At 63.6% G+C, this 16,954-nt stretch carries 14 protein-coding genes and 1 pseudogene; 5 read left to right on the forward strand and 10 right to left on the reverse strand.

Features of this window, described 5'->3' with window-relative positions; genetic code table 11:
- Nucleotides 1-111: 111 nt before the first annotated feature.
- The 7 genes from NKJ06_RS06535 to murA form a co-directional block, all read right to left on the reverse strand.
- Entirely contained in the window at nucleotides 112-1,860 is a 1,749-nt protein-coding gene (locus tag NKJ06_RS06535; RefSeq protein WP_352631439.1) for an ABC transporter ATP-binding protein, read from the reverse strand.
- Complete coding sequence (locus tag NKJ06_RS06540; protein WP_352631441.1) at nucleotides 1,857-2,696, reverse strand: ABC transporter permease; 840 nt, start codon at nucleotides 2,694-2,696, stop codon at nucleotides 1,857-1,859. Before NKJ06_RS06540 ends, NKJ06_RS06535 begins: the two co-directional genes overlap by 4 nt.
- A complete protein-coding gene (locus NKJ06_RS06545) occupies nucleotides 2,696-3,655 on the reverse strand; it encodes an ABC transporter permease (RefSeq protein ID WP_352631443.1) in 960 nt (319 codons plus the stop codon). Before NKJ06_RS06545 ends, NKJ06_RS06540 begins: the two co-directional genes overlap by 1 nt.
- Before the next feature lie 31 nt (nucleotides 3,656-3,686).
- Complete coding sequence (locus NKJ06_RS06550; RefSeq protein ID WP_352631445.1) at nucleotides 3,687-5,204, reverse strand: ABC transporter substrate-binding protein; 1,518 nt, start codon at nucleotides 5,202-5,204, stop codon at nucleotides 3,687-3,689.
- A gap of 97 nt (nucleotides 5,205-5,301) precedes the next feature.
- Nucleotides 5,302-6,225, reverse strand: a complete 924-nt coding sequence (gene murQ, locus NKJ06_RS06555; protein ID WP_352809405.1) for an N-acetylmuramic acid 6-phosphate etherase — start codon at nucleotides 6,223-6,225, stop codon at nucleotides 5,302-5,304.
- A gap of 179 nt (nucleotides 6,226-6,404) precedes the next feature.
- Nucleotides 6,405-7,283, reverse strand: a complete 879-nt coding sequence (locus tag NKJ06_RS06560; protein ID WP_352631449.1) for a glucosamine kinase nucleotide-binding domain-containing protein — start codon at nucleotides 7,281-7,283, stop codon at nucleotides 6,405-6,407.
- On the reverse strand, nucleotides 7,280-8,536 hold the full coding sequence (gene murA / locus NKJ06_RS06565; protein WP_352809408.1) for a UDP-N-acetylglucosamine 1-carboxyvinyltransferase: 1,257 nt from the start codon (nucleotides 8,534-8,536) through the stop codon (nucleotides 7,280-7,282). The genes NKJ06_RS06560 and murA overlap by 4 nt, the downstream gene beginning before the upstream one ends.
- A 171-nt stretch (nucleotides 8,537-8,707) precedes the next feature.
- Here murA and NKJ06_RS06570 point away from each other — a divergent pair, with 171 nt between their 5' ends.
- Together NKJ06_RS06570 and NKJ06_RS06575 are read left to right on the forward strand one after the other, a co-directional pair.
- Entirely contained in the window at nucleotides 8,708-9,568 is an 861-nt protein-coding gene (locus tag NKJ06_RS06570) for a MurR/RpiR family transcriptional regulator (protein WP_352631453.1), read from the forward strand.
- A gap of 149 nt (nucleotides 9,569-9,717) precedes the next feature.
- The gene (locus tag NKJ06_RS06575; RefSeq protein ID WP_352631455.1) at nucleotides 9,718-10,407 is read left to right on the forward strand and encodes an SDR family NAD(P)-dependent oxidoreductase; all 690 of its coding nucleotides are present in this window, start codon (nucleotides 9,718-9,720) and stop codon (nucleotides 10,405-10,407) included.
- Nucleotides 10,408-10,455: 48 nt separating this feature from the next.
- Here the strand turns inward: NKJ06_RS06575 and NKJ06_RS06580 are convergent, their stop codons facing one another.
- The 3 genes from NKJ06_RS06580 to NKJ06_RS06590 form a co-directional block, all read right to left on the reverse strand.
- Nucleotides 10,456-11,811: a glutamine synthetase family protein gene (locus NKJ06_RS06580; protein WP_352809410.1), complete on the reverse strand. Its 1,356-nt coding sequence runs from the start codon at nucleotides 11,809-11,811 to the stop codon at nucleotides 10,456-10,458.
- A gap of 112 nt (nucleotides 11,812-11,923) precedes the next feature.
- On the reverse strand, nucleotides 11,924-12,139 hold the full coding sequence (locus NKJ06_RS06585; protein WP_352631459.1) for a hypothetical protein: 216 nt from the start codon (nucleotides 12,137-12,139) through the stop codon (nucleotides 11,924-11,926).
- Between the two features lie 270 nt (nucleotides 12,140-12,409).
- Nucleotides 12,410-13,108 carry a GntR family transcriptional regulator gene (locus NKJ06_RS06590; protein WP_352631461.1) on the reverse strand — a complete coding sequence of 233 codons (699 nt, stop codon included), beginning with the start codon at nucleotides 13,106-13,108 and terminating at the stop codon, nucleotides 12,410-12,412.
- Nucleotides 13,109-13,568: 460 nt separating this feature from the next.
- Between NKJ06_RS06590 and ftsZ the strand changes: the two genes are divergently transcribed.
- From ftsZ to NKJ06_RS06605, 3 genes and pseudogenes are all read left to right on the forward strand, one after another.
- Nucleotides 13,569-14,606 carry a cell division protein FtsZ gene (ftsZ, locus tag NKJ06_RS06595; protein WP_352809413.1) on the forward strand — a complete coding sequence of 346 codons (1,038 nt, stop codon included), beginning with the start codon at nucleotides 13,569-13,571 and terminating at the stop codon, nucleotides 14,604-14,606.
- Between the two features lie 222 nt (nucleotides 14,607-14,828).
- On the forward strand, nucleotides 14,829-15,875 hold the full coding sequence (locus NKJ06_RS06600; protein ID WP_352631465.1) for a substrate-binding domain-containing protein: 1,047 nt from the start codon (nucleotides 14,829-14,831) through the stop codon (nucleotides 15,873-15,875).
- A 163-nt stretch (nucleotides 15,876-16,038) separates the two neighbouring features.
- A pseudogene (locus NKJ06_RS06605) lies at nucleotides 16,039-16,881 on the forward strand (ABC transporter substrate-binding protein); the annotation flags it as partial.
- Nucleotides 16,882-16,954: the final 73 nt, after the last annotated feature.

Consider the following 16,954-nt stretch of genomic DNA (forward strand, 5'->3'; position numbering starts at 1 on the left):
GATTGGCGAAAGCCGAGGCGACATCCAATCTCCCCCCTTGCGGGGGAGATGCCCGGCAGGGCAGAGGGGGGTGCTGTCCCGCCGACCTCGTGTATTCCAGGGTGCCACCCATCACGCTTCCATCCTCGCCATATGATCCCCGCCAAACTGCTCCCACCTCGCCGGCGCCGGCTCAAACCCTTGCGGGCGCACCAGCGAGGGGACCTGGCGCGTGTCGATCTCGAAATGCTCGTGGCGGCGGTCGATGGTCGGCACGGCGGCAATGAGTTTTTTGGTATAGGAATGCTTCGGCTTCGACAGCACCGAGGTCGCGTCGCCGATCTCGACGATCTGGCCGGCATAGATGACGGCGATGCGGTGAGCGATCCGCTCGACGACCGCCATGTCATGCGAGATGAACAGGTAGGCCAGGCCAAACTCGCGCTGCAGGTCGACCAGCAGTTCCAGCACCTTGGCCTGCACCGAGACGTCGAGGGCGGACACCGCCTCATCGAGAACGACGACGGAAGGGTTGAGCATCAGCGCGCGGGCGATGCACAGCCTTTGCCGCTGGCCGCCCGAGAATTCGTGGGGATAGCGCTCCAGGCTGTTTTTCGGCAGGCCGACGCGTTCCAGCAGGCTCGCCATCCTGGCCCGCGTTCCGGCATTCACCCGGCCGCCGGTGGCGATCACCGGTTCGGCCAGAATGCTCTCGATGCTGAGCCTGGGGTTGAGCGAGGCGTAGGGGTTCTGGAACACCATCTGCACGGGCAGGGCGCTTTGCTGCGCGGAAGCCTTTCGAGCGCCGACCGAGAAGCTGCCGCGCGTCGACCGCACCAGCCCCAGCACGGCGCGCGCGGTGGTCGATTTGCCTGAACCGCTCTCGCCGACGATGGCCAGCGTCTCGCCTGGCATCAGATCGAAATCGACGCCATCGACGGCATGCACGGCGCCCGTGGCGCGGCTGAAGAAACTGCTCTTGAGAGGAAACCGCACCACGAGGCCGTCGACCTTCAAGGCCGGCTCATGGCTCGCGCCCTTGTCGCGCCGTCCGTCCGAACGCGTTGTGCTGCCGTTGGTGAAATGCGGCACATCCCGCAGCAGATGCTGCGTGTAGGGGTGCTGCGCATTATCGAGGATCTGGTTCAGCTCGCCTTGCTCGACGGCCTGCCCGTTCTGCATCACCATCACCTTGTCGGCGATGCCGGCCACCAGGCCGATGTCGTGGGTGATGAAGATCATCGACATGCCGGTTTCCCGCTTCAGCTCGGCAAGCAGCGCCATGATCTGCGCCTGCACCGTCACGTCGAGCGCCGTCGTCGGCTCGTCGGCGATCAGCAGGCGCGGATTGCAGGCCAGCGCGATGGCGATCATCACTCTTTGCAGCATGCCGCCCGACAGCTGGTTGGGCGTGTATTTCAGCCGCCGCGCGGCATCGGGAATGCGCACGCGGTCGAGCGCATCCTTGGCCGCTGCCGTGGCTTGTCTTCCGGTCAGGCCACGGTGCAGCCGAAACGATTCCTCGATCTGCGTGCCTATGGTCAGCACCGGATTGAGCGAGGTCATCGGCTCCTGGAAGATCATGCCGATCTCGGCGCCGCGAATGCCGGTCAGCTGCGGCTCGGTCGCGGTCATCAGGTCGAAGAGGCTGCCGTCGGCGCGTTTCAGTTTCATCGCGCCGCCGGTGATGCGGCCGCCACCGAAATCGATGAGCCGGTTGATCGACAGCGCGGTGACGGATTTGCCCGAACCGCTTTCGCCGACAATGGCCAGCGTCTCGCCGTCGGCCAGATCGAAGCTGACGCCGCGCACCACCTCATTGGCTTGCGGATTGCGGCCGAAGCCGACGCGCAGGTCCGACACGGACAGCAGCGGGATCATGCCGGCGCCCTCCGCATCTTCGGGTCGAGAATATCGCGCAAGGCGTCGCCAAGCAGGTTGAAGCCTAGGATGCTGATCATGATCGCCAGGCCCGGGAAGATCATCAGCCAGGGCGCCGTCTCCATCAGATTGCGGCTGTCGCTCAGCATCAGGCCGAGCGATGCCGCCGGCGGCTGCGTGCCGAGCCCGAGGAAGCTCAGACCTGCTTCGGTCAAAAGGGACCAGGCCAATGCCAGTGTCACCTGTACCGTCAACGGTGCCACCAGATTGAGTAGCAGATGGCGCGTCACGATATAGCTTGAACTGCTGCCGAAGGTGCGTGCGGCATCGACGAATTCACGCGCCTTGAGCGACAAAGCAGGGCCGCGTACGACCCGGGTGAAGATCGGCGTGTAAACGATGCCGATGGCAACGATGCTGGTCCATGTGCCGGGTCCGGCAACGGTGACGATGAGCAGCGCCAAAAGGATGGCCGGGAACGCGAGCAGCACATCCATGACCCGCATCACGACACCGTCCCAGCGGCGTCCGAGCCAGGCTGCGGCCAGCCCCAGAACCGTGCCGGCAAGGGTCGCGAAGGCGACCGAAAAGAAGGCAACCGTGAACGACTGACCGATGCCGGCCATCAGCCGGCTGGCCACGTCGCGGCCGAACAGGTCGGTGCCCATCCAGTAGGCGCCATTGGGCGCATGCAGCCGGTCGACCCGATATTGCGTGATGGGGTTGTGCGGCGTCAGCCCCAGCATGCCGAGGATGGCGACCGTGAGATAGACGCCGACGATGACGCCGCCGATGCGGCCGCTGCCGTGGCCGAAGATGGCGCGCAGGATGCGCATCAGGACTCTCCCAGCCGGATGCGCGGATCGAGCGCGACATAGGCGAGATCGACCAGGAGATTGACGATCATGAAGTTGAAGGCGATGAACAACACGCTGCCCTGCACCAGCGCATAGTCGCGCTGCTGGATCGCATCGAGTACCATGCGGCCGAGGCCGGGCAGGGCGTAGATCTGCTCAACGATGACGGCACCGCCCAGCAGATAGCCGAATTCGATGCCGCTCAGCGTCACGACCGGGATCAGCGCGTTGGGCAGAGCGTGCCGCCAGATGACGCTGCGCGCCGAGGCGCCCTTGCTGCGCGCGGTGCGCACATAGTCGTCGCTCAATACGTCGAGCATGGCCGAACGCGATATGCGGGTGACCGACGCGGCGAAGGCAAAGCCGAGCGTGATGGCGGGCAGGATCAGCTGGCTGAGATTGCGCAGGGGATCCTGCCAGAGCGGTGCGAATTCGCCCATCGCCGGCAGCACGCCGAAGCCGGCCGACAGCGTGTAGATGATCAGCAGGCCAAGCACGAAACTCGGCGTCGACTGGCCGATCATGGCAACGATGCGCACACCCAGATCGGACAGTTTCTCATTGTGCGTGGCGGCGAAGATCCCGGCCGGCATGCCGACGGCGAGCGCGATGATCATCGAGACCACAGCCAGTTCGAGCGTCAGCGGAAAGCGCTCGAGGATGACGTCCAGCACGGGCCTGCCATAGGTGACCGAGATGCCCAGATTGCCGTGCAGGATACCGCCGATCCAACGCCAGTATTGGACGAACCATGGCTGGTCGATGCCGAAATATGCGGCGAGCGAGTCACGTTGCGCCGGCGTCAGCAGACCGGCCTCGGTGCCCAGCATGGCCGTGATCGAATCGCCCGGCACCATCCGGATCGCCACGAAGACCAGGATGGACACGCCAAGCAGGACGAGAGGAAACGTCGCCAGTCGTCGCATCAGATAGTTCACGCGAAGAGTACCTCTCGTCCAATGCCGGCGGCTACTGCTGAATGGTAACCTTGCTCAGGCTGAACAGCGTACCGGTCGGCGTCGGCACGAACCCGGCGATGTTCTTCTGCTGGGCCGTATAGCTGTACGAGGTGTAGAGCCAGATCCACGGCGACATTTCCGCGAGGTGCTTCTCGAACGCGGCGAAGATCGCCTTGCGCGCCGCCGGGTCGGTCTCGGCGCGGCCCTGCTGCATCTGGCTGTCCAGCGTATCGTCGATGTAGTTCGCCACCTTCTGCAGATTGCCCGCCTTGGTCCAGTAGCGGTTGTACATGGTGTAGGGGTCGGCGCGGCCGCCGTTGAGCGCGATCGCCATGTCGAAATCGCCCTTCAGCCAGGCGTCGACATAGACGTTGAGTTCCATCATCTTGATGTCGAGCTTGACGCCGATTTCGGCGAGTTGCGATTGAATGACCTGCGCCTCCGCCGCTGCCGTCGGCGGTTCGCCGGTGGCGCCGATCACCGTCGCCGAAAAGCCGTCGGCATAGCCTGCCTCTTGCATCAGCTTCTTGGCTTTTTCGACGTCGCGCTTGTAGCAGAACAATTGGCTCGGGTCGGTCGCCAGAGCAGGAATGGTCAGCGGTCCGGTCACCTTGCCTTCGCCGAGCGATGCGGTGTCCAGCACCTCCTGCCGGTCGATGGCGCAAGAGATGGCCTGGCGTACCTTGAGCTCGGTCATCGGCTTGCGTGACGGATTGAGCTGCAGCACGTGATAGGCCAGCACCGGCACGCGGTTCAGCTGCAGGCTGGGTTCCCTGGGCACCAGCGTGGCGACGAGCGGGTCGTTGAGCAGCGCGAAATCGATCTGCTTGGTGCGCATGGCGGCCAGGATCGCAGCCTCGTCCGGCAGCACGCTGATCTCGATGCCGTCGACGCCGGTCGCACCGCCGGCCCAATCCTTGTTGGCGCTCAGGACTTCCTTGGCATTGGGATCCCATTTGTCGAGCTTGAAGGGTCCGGAGCCTAAAGCCTTGGTACCGATCGAGTCGGCCTTGATCTCGCTGGCCGGAACGATGGCCGCGTTGACGTCGCTCATCGCCGTCAGGATCGGCGCATCAGGCTGCGACAGATGAAACACGACGGTGGCGGGATCGGGCGTGTCGATGCTGGCGATCGACAGGAAGTTGGCGCGGGCCGCGGCACCGGTCTTCTCGTCGAGGATACGCTCGAACGATGCCTTGACGTCGGCCGAGGTCACGGCACTGCCGTCCTGGAATTTCGCCTTGGGGTCGAGCTTGAAGGTCAGCTCCTTGCCGTCCTTGGAGAATTCCCAGGAGGTGGCGACGGCGGGGATAATCCGCAGGCTGGCATCGACCCGCACCAGCGGCTCATAGATCAGCTCCAAGAGCCGCAGCGATGAAAAGGCCGTCTGCTTGTGCGGGTCAAGCCCGGTTGCGTCTTGCGACCAGGCCATGTGCAGCGTTGCCGCGTGGCTCGAAATCGTCGCAATGCCGAGCATCGCGGCCAGCGTGATACCTGAAAGCAGTGTTCTTGTGAGATGCCTTGCCATTTTCGTCTCCCTTTGTGGTTTGACTCGATGCCTTGCAGTTTCTGCCGACCGCTTCCAAGACACACATGCTTTGGACCATCGGCCCAGTCTATGCGGCTCATGCCGTCATGTCGCTGATTGCCTTTCGCAGGAAACCGCCGGCCTTGCCGAGAGTCGCGCGCGCCTCCTCGACACCCGTGCCGGTGATCGTCACCAGGATCGCCAGCTTCACATCGTTGCCGGTCTGGCCGAGCGCCTGTTTTGCCTGTCGCGCCGTACAGCCGGTCGTCTGCATGACGATCCTGATCGCCCTCGCGACCAGCTTCTTGTTGGACGGGTTAAGGTCGACCATAAGGTTCTGGTAGCTCTTGCCGATGCGGATCATCGAGGCGGTGGTCAGCATGTTGAGCACCAGCTTCTGCGCGGTTCCAGACTTCAGCCGGGTCGAGCCGGTGAGCACTTCCGGGCCGACGACCGGCGAGATGGCGATGTCGGCGATGCCGGCAATGGTCGAGGCCGGATTGCAGGACAGGGCAACCGTCGTTGCGCCCACCTGCCTGGCATAGTTCAGCCCGCCGATGACATAGGGCGTACGGCCGCTGACCGCGATGCCGACCACCACGTCGTCGGCGGTGAGCTTGATGTCCTGCAATGCCTTGGCGCCCATTTTCGGATCGTCCTCGGCGCCTTCCGTCGACCGCACCAGGGCGTCGGGACCGCCGGCGATCAGGCCAACCACCATGCCTTCGGGCACGCCGAACGTGGGCGGACACTCCGATGCATCGAGAACACCAAGCCGGCCGCTGGTGCCGGCACCCATATAGATCAGCCGCGCGCCTTTCTGGAAGGCAAGCACGATGCGGTCCACCGCGGCAGCGATTTCAAGCAGGACCTTTTCGACGGCCGCAGGGACGGCCTTGTCCTCGTCGTTGATCTTGCGCAGGACGTCGATGGTGGGCAGCAGGTCGATATCCATGGTCCGAGGGTTCCGGCCTTCGGAAACCAGCCGGTCCAGCTCGGACATCAACCTCTGTTCGGTCATCCCAATGCTTTCAAAACCATGTGGCACAGCCAAAATCGCGAGGCTTGCCGACCGGCACCGGCACACACCACCAAGGATATGTCGTCGCTACCCTGTTTTCTCTGTTAACTTTTTAGAATTGGATATTCATGTCGTCAACGGAAATTTGGAATATTTTATTCCTGCGCTGGCAAGGGGCGCTACTGTCCGTCGAGGGACCTTTTGGCAAGGATGATCGCGCCCGATACGGCATCGCCGTCAGCGGGCTTCAGGCGGCGCCGGACGTCGGGGGAGAGCCAGGGTTCGAGGGGGCTGGCGAGGCCGCCCAGCAAGGTCACGCGCGGCGCGCCTTTTTCGAACAGCACCCGCACCAGCGTATCGATCTGCTCGGCCGCACTTTGCACGATGCGCCGTCCGATGGAGTCGCCCTGGTCGGCATGGCGCATCACCATCGGCGCGAGCGCCGCATAGTCGGTGGCGCTGGCACGGTCCATCCAGGCGACGGCTTCCATCGGGTCACCCTCGAAACGCTGCATCACCTCCGCCAGAAGTGCTGTCCGCTCATGCCGACCGTCGTGGGCGCGCAAGGCCAGCTGCACGGCTTTCAGCCCGAGATCGGCGCCGCTGCCCTCGTCGGAGATCGGAAAGCCGTAGCCGCCGACGCGCAGGTCGCGTCCGTCGACGAAGCCGAGGCCGATCGAGCCGGTTCCGGCAATGACGATGGCGCCGTCCTGGCCCGAATGCGCGCCCAGGCAGGCGCCGACGCCATCGCTGACGAAATCGATGCTGGCGAAGGGATGCGCGATCGCCCGCAACGTCTCCAGCGCACCTTTGCGGCCGATGCCGGCAAGGCCGATGCCTGCGTGGATACGGGCGATCTCCGTTACCTCGAAGCCTGCTTCCTCGATCGCCGTGCCAAACGCTTTCGCGATGGAGGCCCAGGCCGCATCGATGCCGAGCCGCGTCGTTGCTGGTCCTGACAGGCCTTGTCCCAACACTGTCCCTTCGGAGTCCTCGATGCGGGCGCGACAGCCGGTGCCGCCGCCGTCGACGCCGAGAAAATAGCGCGCTGGGCTCATGCGCTCAGCCGCTCGATGTCGGCGCCGCACAGGCGCAGCTTATGGTCCAGTTGCTCATAGCCGCGGTCGAGGTGGTAGACCCGGTTGATGATGGTTTCGCCTTCGCAGACAAGCGCCGCCAGCACCAGCGACACCGAAGCGCGCAGGTCGGTGGCCATCACCTGCGCGCCATGCAGTTTCTCGCCGCCGCGCACCAGCGCCGTGGTGCCTTGCTGCTTGATGTTGGCGCCGAGCCGCATCAGTTCGGGCACATGCATGAAGCGGTTCTCGAAGATGGTTTCACGCAGCAGCGATGCGCCCTCGGCGCAACACATCAGCGCCATGAACTGCGCCTGGAGATCGGTCGGAAACCCCGGATAGGGTTCGGTGGTGAGATCGACAGCCTTGAGTGGCCTATCGCGCGAGACGATAAGCCCTCGGTCGCCGGGCCAGACGCTGACGCCCGTGGCTTCCAACAGTTGCACCACCGAGGCCATGTGCTCGAGCCGGGCGTGGGTCAGCTCTAGCTGGCCGCCGGTGATCGCTGCAGCAATCGCATAGGTGCCGGCCTCGATTCGGTCTGGGATGATGTCGTGCCTGGCGGCATGCCAACTCGTGTCGCCGGCAATCAGGATGCGGTGCGTACCGGCGCCCTCGATGCTGGCACCCATGACGTTGAGGCAAGCGGCGAGATCAGCCACTTCGGGTTCGCGGGCTGCGTTGAGGATTTCGGTTTCGCCCTTGGCCGTGGTCGCCGCCATCATGGCGGTTTCCGTCGCTCCGACCGAAGGCGAACTCAAGACGATGCGCGTGCCGGTCAGCCCGTTCGGCGCCGATGCGACGATCGAACCGTTCTCGATGGCAATCCCAGCGCCCAGTGCGGCGAGTGCGGCGACATGCATGTCGACCGGCCGCGCGCCGATGGCGCAGCCGCCCGGCAGCGAAACCCGGGCATGACCGAAACGGGCCAGCAGCGGGGCCAGCACCAGCACCGTCGCCCGCATCTTTCGCACCGTGTCGTAGGACGTCTCCTTGGATACGGCGGCACTGGTGTCGATCATTGCTGCATGCGCTGACCGCGTTACTTCGGCGCCATGAAGCCGCACCACGCCGAGCATGTTTTCGACATCGGTCACATCAGGCAGGTTGGTCAGTTCGAGCGGGTAGGGGCTGAGCAGCGCGGCTGCTATCTGCGGCAAAGCAGCGTTCTTGGCGCCGGATATGGTGACCGCGCCTTCCAGTCTTTGTCCGCCGACGATCCGCAATCTGTCCATGGGCTGAAACCTTGTGCGACGAAAGCCGGCCACACGCTCGCTCTGGAGATGCTGCTCCGAATCCCGGATGTTGGCCCGATCCGGTCGAGAATTAATTCTACGTTCTTGGCTGTCAATCGGAATTGGAATATTTTATTCCTTTTGCCGTCACCCGAAAGCGCGAGGGAATCCGTGTCAGTTCTGAACAGGATCAATGCGAAGCTCGACGGCATGGCTCCTGGCGATCGTGAGATCGGCCAGTACATCGTCGACAATCCCAACCAGATGCTGCGCCTGTCGACGGCGGCTCTTGCCGCCGAGATCGGACGCAGCCAGTCGAGCGTCGTCAAGTTCAGCCAGAAGCTCGGCTATGCCAGCTATCAGGAACTCAAGCTCGCGGTCAGCGAAGCCAAGGCGCAGGAATGGCAGGTGCCGGCGGGCATGATCCACGGGTCGATCGAGGTCGGCGACAGCTACCAGGTCATTTTGAAGAAGCTGATCGGCAGCAAGCTCCTGTCGATGCAGCGCACGGTCGCCGCCAACAGCGAGCGCATCATCTCCAGGACGCTGGAATTGCTGGATGGCGCGCGCCGCATCCATCTGGTCGGCGTCGGCGCTTCCTCGCTCGTGGCGCGCGATTTCTCCTACAAGCTGATGAAGCTTGGCCGCAATGTCCTGCATGACAGCGACAGCCACATCCAGATGGCCAATGTCTCGACGCTCGGGCCCGGCGATGTGCTGTTCGCACTCTCCTATTCCGGCGCCAGCATCGAAACCTTGCGCATCGCCGAGCTTGCGTACAAGCGCGGCACGACGGTGATCGCCGTCACCGGCCTGCACGACAATCCGCTCAGCCGCGTCGCCGACATCCGCCTCTACACCATCGCCGACGAGGAGCGGGCGCGCTCGTCCTCGATCACCGCGCGCGACGCGCAGCTGGCGCTGACCGATTTGCTGTTCATCCTGCTGGTGCAGAGGCAACCAGACGCCAACGAGTATGTCCACAACAGCGAAGCGGCGGTTTCGGTGCTGAAGGCCGAGCGGTCTTCGTAACGCCACAGGCGATACTGGACCGCGCAACGCCGGTCCCGCGGCCGTCTGGCTCAACGACTGCAGCAATTCCATCTCTTGCCTGTCACCCGCGAAGGCGCGACCCTGCCCAATCAGGCGCTTCCGCCGAAATCCGCAAGGAGAGAAAAATCATGACATCCGATGTGGCCGTCATCGCAGGCGCCGGCGCTGGTCTGAGCGCCTCGCTTGCGCGCCTTCTCACCCGCGAAGGCTTTCGCGTGGTTCTGGCCGCCCGCAACGTTGAGAAGCTGAGCGCTCTGGTCGACGAGATCGGTGCGCTTGCCGTCGACACGGATGTCGCCGACGCTGCGTCCGTCGCCAAGCTGTTCGATGCCGCCGACAAGGCCGGCCCGCTGGCGCTTGTGGTGTTTAATGCCAGCGCGCGCACGCGCGGCCCGATCGCCGAACTCGATGCCGAAGCGGTCAAACAGGCATTGCTGGTCAGCGCCTATGGCGGCTTCCTGGTCGGCCAGCAGGCGGCGCGCCGGTTGCTGGTCCGGGGATCCGGATCGATCCTGTTCACCGGCGCCACCGCCAGTGTGAAGGGATTTTCCGGCTCGGCCGGCTTTGCCATGCCGAAGTTCGGCCTGCGCGGCCTGGCGCAGTCCATGGCCCGCGAACTCGCCCCGAAGAACATCCACGTCGCCCACTTCATCATCGACGGGGCGATCGAGCCGCCCGATCAGCCCGGTGACCCGGACCGGCCGGACCGCCGCTTGTCGCCGGACGCTGTCGCCGAGGCCTATCTCGCGATCCATCGCCAGCATCGTAGCGCCTGGAGTTCGGAGCTCGAGTTGCGGCCTTGGGTCGAGACTTTCTGACAATCCAGATGATCGCCCAGGGCGACCGTGTCGTGCAAGCCCTTGGACCTAAACGCTTTCGAGATAGGTCTCGATTTCGAAATCGCTGACATTGAGCGCGAACGTGTTCAACTCCTGCCGTTTGCAGGCAACGAATGAGTCGCGCAGGATCGCCGGAAAGATCTCCGCCACATGCGTTCCGCTTTCAAAGGCGGCGATCGCGGACGCCCAGTCCGGCGGCAGCTTTGCCGGCGGAAGTCCTTGGCCATCGCTACCCGTCGGATCGCCAGGCGACAACTGTCTTTCAATGCCTATCAGTGCGGCGCCCAGTATGGCCGCAAGCACCAGATAGGGATTGGCGTCCGCGCCCGAAACGCGATGCTCGATGCGGCGTGCACCGCTCGGTCCGCCGGGAATGCGGATCGCGACCATGCGGTTCTCGTAACCCCAGGCGACGGCGGTTGGCGCATAGGATCGTGGGCGCAGCCTGCGGTACGAATTGAAGTGCGGTGCGAACACCAGCGTGCTCTCGGCCATCGCCGCAAGCAGGCCGCCGACCGCATGACGCATGATCTCCGAGCCCTGATCGGTGCCGTCGTCGAAGACGTTGCGTCCTTCGCCGTCGACCAGGCTGAAATGGACGTGAAAGCCGTTGCCGGCCCGGTCGCCATAGGGCTTGGCCATGAAACAGGCGGCAAAGCCGTGCTTGCGGGCAATGCCCTTCACCGTGCGCTTGAACAGCACCGCATCGTCGGCCGCCCGCAAGGCATCCGCGACATGGTTCAGATTGATCTCGAACTGACCGACACCGTTCTCGGCGATGGCCGTGTCGACGGGAATGCCTTGCGTCCGACAGGCCTCGTAGACGTCATGGATGAAGGATTCGAAGTCGTCGATCTCGTCGATCGACAGCGCCGCGTCGGAATCGAGACGGCGCCCGGTTACCGGTGAGACAGGCCCAACCGGCCGCTGCGATTGCGGATCGACGAGGTAGAATTCGAGTTCCGTTGCCGCGACCGGGGTTAGGCCCAAAGCCTTGTAGCGATCGAGGATGCGGGCCAGCGCCCGTCGCGGGTCGCCGAGATAGGGCGCGCCGGTTTCGTCGGCAAGCCAAAGCGGGATGAGCGCAGTCGGGTGCGCCGTCCAGGCCACCGGCAGAATGCCGCGCCCCGTCCATTGGCACAGTCCATCGGCATCGCCGGTCGAGAACACCAGGGTGTTGCCTTCGATATCCTCGCCCCAGATGTCGAGCCCGATCAGCGAATAAGGCATGCGCAGCTTGCCTTCCAGCGCCTTCCTTGCCTGCTCGACCGGAATGCGCTTGCCACGCATGATGCCGTTGAGGTCGCACACCGCCGCCCTCAGACTCTGGATGTCGGTTCTGCTTTCAAGCCAGTTCAAAACGTCCGCAATTGCATCGCTCAATTTATAACCTCTGGTTTTGAAGGTCCCGCAAGCCTGATCGGCTGCACTGTCCCTGGTAAAAATAGCTTGTGAGTTTTGGAAAACAGACCTGGCTGCCGCCAAGGGCTTTTCCTTATTTTTTCAATTCACTAGCTGGGATGTCGGGAGGCATTTCAAAACCATTTGCGCGATCTGCGATCGCAACATAGAGGCAAGAAGCCGGAAAGCCAAGGGCATCCAGGCTGTGATGTCGGCCCCCCAGCTCCTGGGCCGATGCCTGCTTCTTCGGCGAGAAAGTCTTGACGGTGGCGAACCGCATGCCTTGGCGATTGGCGGAAACGTCGGTCAATTCGTCATCCACGGGCGGAGCAAGGAGCGTAGCGACGCGGCGCAGACCCGAGGATCCATGCCGCGATGTCCGAGCGTTGCTGCGTTGCAGAATTCTGCTCCGTTGCATTCTTCGACCAAGGTCGCGGCATGGATCCCAGGGTCTCCGCGACGGAGCTTCGCTCCTGCTTCGCCCAGGGATGACGACGTTGGGGAGGCTTCAGCCAATCGCGAAGGTTTTGCGATAGTCCGCTGAAAGGAACGATGGGCGGCGCCTTTCGGGTGATCCATTCTAACCTCTAGCCTTCGGAAACCTGGCCTGCTGCAGGATGTGTGCGGCGCCTTCATCGATATCACGCACGATGGCCGTGCGAGCGCGCTCGCCATCCTGGGCCTCGATCGCCGCGACGACTTCCTCGTGATAGTCGATGTCGAGAATGGAGGCGAGGTCATCCTCGAACCCCATGGCAAGGTTCCTGAGAAACGGGCCGACCTGCATCCATACGGTCTCGATCAGGAAGATCATCTGTTCGTTGCCGCAATGGCGATAGATCGAGAATTTGAAGTCGTGGTTCTTGCGCAGATAATCGTCGATATCGCCCTTGCGGGCCGCCAAGGTCAGGTCGGTGCAATGGCGTCGGATCGTCCGCAGATTGTTGCCGTTGATGCGTTTCGTCGCCAGCTCGGTCGCCGAGCCTTCGAGGATCGTGCGCACGGCGGTCAACTGCGCAAACCGTTCGGCCGAAATGACCGGCACTTCGACGCTGCCGTTCGGCATCGGGCTGAGCGCCCGCAACGCCTGAAGTCGCATGAAGGCGCTGCGCACCGGCATGTCGCTGGTGCCGAGTTCCTTGGCGAGCTTGCGTGAGGTCAGCTTCTGGCCGGGCGCGAACCGGCCCGACATCAGCGCCCGCACGAGTTCCAGATAGACTTTCTCATGCAGGGGAACGGTGTCGACGGCGGTCAACCCGAATTGTGTCTTGTCGGCCATTGGCGGGGGCGCTACTTCATTCGTTCTGAAATCTACCCTGACGACAACAGCCGCGGATAATCCTGCCTGGCCGATCGCGGCGAGAACGCCAAGTCAGCGATTTATCGACGCATGATGGACGCTTCGATCGTTACGCGGCAAGCCAGCTCGTCACCCTGCCGGCCATTGCAGCCAGCAAACTTTTCCAGACACGGTCGCGGTTCTTCCGGCGGCTATCGCAACCGCATCGGATTCGGTATGGCGTATCGCGCCGGCTCTCGAAAGCCTCCACGATTCCGCTGTGCAAAACCGTCATCACAAATCTTGACCTTGCGCGCACTTGCACCTCTGGCCGCTCTCTGGCTTTTTGGGGTACCCATGCGAACGGACTGATTCGCGTTATGCCGCTCGATTGCAATGTTCCCAAGGCAGTCCGACGGTGGGTCGTGAAGCGCGCGCAATTGGCGAAGGAGAAACAGGCATGGCCGAGTTCAAGAAGCCCGAAATCTCCGAGATGAGACCCAAGATCACCGTCATCGGCATTGGCGGCGGCGGCGGCAATGCCGTCAACAACATGATCGCGGAGCAGCTTCAGGGCACGGAATTCATCGCCGCCAACACCGACGCCCAGGCGTTGACCATGTCGAAGGCAACGCGGCTGATCCAGCTTGGCTCTCATGTCACCGAGGGATTGGGCGCCGGATCGCTTCCCGAGATCGGCCGGGCCGCAGCCGAGGAATCGCTCGACGAGATCATGGATCATCTGGCCGGCACGCATATGTGCTTCGTCACCGCCGGAATGGGCGGCGGCACCGGAACCGGTGCTGCTCCCATCATCGCCCAGGCGGCGCGCAAGGCCGGCATCCTGACGGTGGGTGTCGTTACCAAGCCGTTCACCTTCGAAGGCCGGCGCCGCATGCAGATGGCCGAAGAGGGCATCGAGCGGCTGCGCGAGAGCGCCGACACGGTCATCGTCATCCCGAATCAGAATCTGTTCAGGATCGCCGATGCCAAGACCACCTTCGCCGATGCGTTCGTCATCGCCGACCGGGTGCTCTATGCCGGCGTCAGCTGCATCACCGATCTCATCGTCAAGGAAGGCCTGATCAATCTCGACTTCGCCGATGTCAAATCGGTGATGCGCGACATGGGCCGCGCCATGATGGGCACCGGCGAGGCCTCCGGTGAGGGCCGGGCGATGAAGGCGGCAGAAGCCGCGATCGCCAACCCCCTGCTCGACGAAGTGTCGATGAAGGGCGCCAAGGGCGTGCTGGTCTCGATATCGGGCGGCAGGGACATGACCCTGTTCGAGGTCGACGAGGCCGCCACTCGTATCCGCGAAGAGGTTTACGAGGACGCCGACATCATCGTCGGCGCGATCTTCGACAAGAGCATGGAAGGCCGCTTCAGGGTCTCGGTGGTGGCGACAGGCCTCGACCGTGCGTCTGGAGCAGAGGATGGCTATGCCGGCATCGCCCGGGACCATGCCGGCCAGCCGCCGGCGCGAACGCTTCAGTAGGATCCGCCGCTCGGAGTGCGGAGCGATAGTAGCACCGCACGGAGGCTTGGGCTCGCCGCATGGTGACCGCTGCCAAGCTTCATCTCGATTGCAACTTGACCGAAACTGCGCCGCAGGGTGGAAGGCAGGCTAGCCTCGGATCAATCCACGAGCTAGAAATTTAAAACGTTTGCAATTTTGCGAAAGACAATTACAAACGTTTCAAACTCGTTCGAGGGAGGAATGATGACGACCCGCGTCATCACGCTCAAGGAGCTTGCCGCAGGCCTTGACCTGTCGATCACGACGGTGTCGCGGGCGCTTGCCGGCCATGAACAGATCGCGCTGAAGACGCGTGAACGTGTCGCGCAAGCGGCGCGTCAGGCGGGCTACGTGCCCAACACCGCGGCGCGCACGCTTGTCTCCGGCCGCAGTGGTTTCGTCGGCCTCGTGCTCCCGATCCGCGGGCCGAACCTTGTCGATTCTTTCCTTGGCGAATTCGTCACCGGGCTCGGCGAAGGGCTGGTGTCGCACGGCGCCGACCTGATCCTGGCCACTGCGGCCTTCGGCCATTCGGAACTGTCGGTGCTGCGCCATGTTGTCGAATCCGGACGTGCCGATGGCGTTGTCGTCACGCGTATCGCCGAGGTCGACGAGCGCCTCGCCTATCTGCGCGAGCGTGGCTTTCCGTTCGTTGCCCATGGCCGGCTGCTCGATAGCGACTTCGGCTACAACTGGCTTGATACCGACGGCGCCCATGCCTTCGGCGAGGCTTTCGACATGCTCTACGATCTCGGCCACCGCCATTTCGGGCTGGTGACGATTTCCGAGCCGATGACTTTCCGGCATCTCAGGCAAGACGGCCTTGCCGCGGCCATCGCCCGTCGGGGCGACCCGTCGGTGCGGCTCGATGTGGTGACGGCACCGCGCTTCGATCAGGAAGTCCGCATCCAGGCCGTCAACCGCATGCTGCAAGGGCCTGACAGGCCGACGGCCATCGTCGGGCTGTTCGACGAACTGGCGCTGACCGTGATGGAGGAGGCCGCCCGCGCGGGCCTCAGCGTACCGCGCGACCTCTCCGTCATCGGTTTCGACAACATTGCCGCGTCGGCCTACGCGCCGCCGGGCCTGACCACGTTCGATGCCTCGATCCGCCAATGCGCGCGCGAGATTGCCGACATGCTGCTCACCGTGATCGCCGAGAAGCCTGCCGAACCGCTGACGCGGCTGATCCGGCCGACGCTGGTTGCGCGCGCAAGCCATGGACCCGCGCCGCAGACAAGAAGCTGACGCCGCAATGACGGCGCTTAATCCAGGGAGGAAGACCATGATGAAAGCCTTGAAGACACTGGCAGGTGCCGCGCTGGCATTGTCGCTTGCCTCAGGGGCCGTGCAGGCCCAGCAGGTTTTGTTCTGGTCGACACAGGCGCGCCCGGTCGAGGAAACCCAGAAGATGCGCGGCGAGGTGCTGAAAGGTTTTGACGGCCCGGTCGACTATCAGGTCGCCGAGGATGGCCCCTGGCTCACCCGCCTTCAGGCTGAACTGCAGGCCGGCACCGGCACCATCGGCCTGCTGGGTGGCCTGCACGGCGATTTCTCGACTGTCGGCGCGAACCTTGTCGATCTGTCCGCCGTCGATGTCGGCGGCGTCAAGCTCAACGAGGCCTACAAGAAGCTTGGCATGCTCGGCACCGGCGAGCAGAAATACCTGCCTTGGATGCAGGCCACTTATTTGATGGCGGCCAACAAGCAGGCCCTGCAATATCTGCCGGCAGGCGTCGATCTCAACACCATCACCTACGACCAGCTAATCGAATGGTCGAAGAACATCGCTGAGAAAACCGGCTTGCCGAAATTCGGCTTTCCCGCCGGTCCCAAGGGGCTCAAGCACCGCTTCTTCGAGGGTTTCCTCTATCCGTCGTACACCGGCTCGATGGTGACCAAATTCCGTTCGCCGGAAGCCGAGACGGCATGGAACAAGTTCAAAGAACTCTGGCAGTACACCAACCCGAACTCGACCAACTACGCCTTCATGCAGGAGCCGTTGCTTTCAGGTGAAGTCTGGGTGGCGTTCGACCATGTCGCGCGGCTTGCCGATGCCTTCAACAAGAAACCGGATGAGTTCGTTGCCTTCCCGGCGCCGGCCGGCCCGGCTGGTCGCGGCTTCATGCCTGTCGTGGCCGGCGTCGCCATTCCGAAGACCTCGCCCGACATCGACAAGGCCAAGGCACTGGTCGCGTACATGCTGAAGCCGGAGACCCAGATCGCGACGCTCAAGGCGACCAATTTCTTCCCGGTCGTCGACGTCAAGCTGCCCGACGACATGCCGGCCTCGGTCAAGGCCTTCGGCCCGGCGATCGCCACCATGA

Origin of the sequence: Mesorhizobium sp. M0293 (genome assembly GCF_040321735.1) — a bacterium.
GTDB lineage: Bacteria > Pseudomonadota > Alphaproteobacteria > Rhizobiales > Rhizobiaceae > Mesorhizobium.

Coding starts and splice junctions, on each gene's coding strand:
- NKJ06_RS06535 (WP_352631439.1), bottom strand. CDS start 1,860: ATGATCCCGCTGCTGTCCGTGTCGGACCTGCGCGTCGGCTTCGGCCGC.
- NKJ06_RS06540 (WP_352631441.1), bottom strand. CDS start 2,696: ATGCGCATCCTGCGCGCCATCTTCGGCCACGGCAGCGGCCGCATCGGC.
- NKJ06_RS06550 (WP_352631445.1), bottom strand. CDS start 5,204: ATGGCAAGGCATCTCACAAGAACACTGCTTTCAGGTATCACGCTGGCC.
- murQ (WP_352809405.1), bottom strand. CDS start 6,225: ATGACCGAACAGAGGTTGATGTCCGAGCTGGACCGGCTGGTTTCCGAA.
- NKJ06_RS06560 (WP_352631449.1), bottom strand. CDS start 7,283: ATGAGCCCAGCGCGCTATTTTCTCGGCGTCGACGGCGGCGGCACCGGC.
- murA (WP_352809408.1), bottom strand. CDS start 8,536: ATGGACAGATTGCGGATCGTCGGCGGACAAAGACTGGAAGGCGCGGTC.
- NKJ06_RS06575 (WP_352631455.1), top strand. CDS start 9,718: ATGACATCCGATGTGGCCGTCATCGCAGGCGCCGGCGCTGGTCTGAGC.
- NKJ06_RS06590 (WP_352631461.1), bottom strand. CDS start 13,108: ATGGCCGACAAGACACAATTCGGGTTGACCGCCGTCGACACCGTTCCC.
- ftsZ (WP_352809413.1), top strand. CDS start 13,569: ATGGCCGAGTTCAAGAAGCCCGAAATCTCCGAGATGAGACCCAAGATC.
- NKJ06_RS06600 (WP_352631465.1), top strand. CDS start 14,829: ATGATGACGACCCGCGTCATCACGCTCAAGGAGCTTGCCGCAGGCCTT.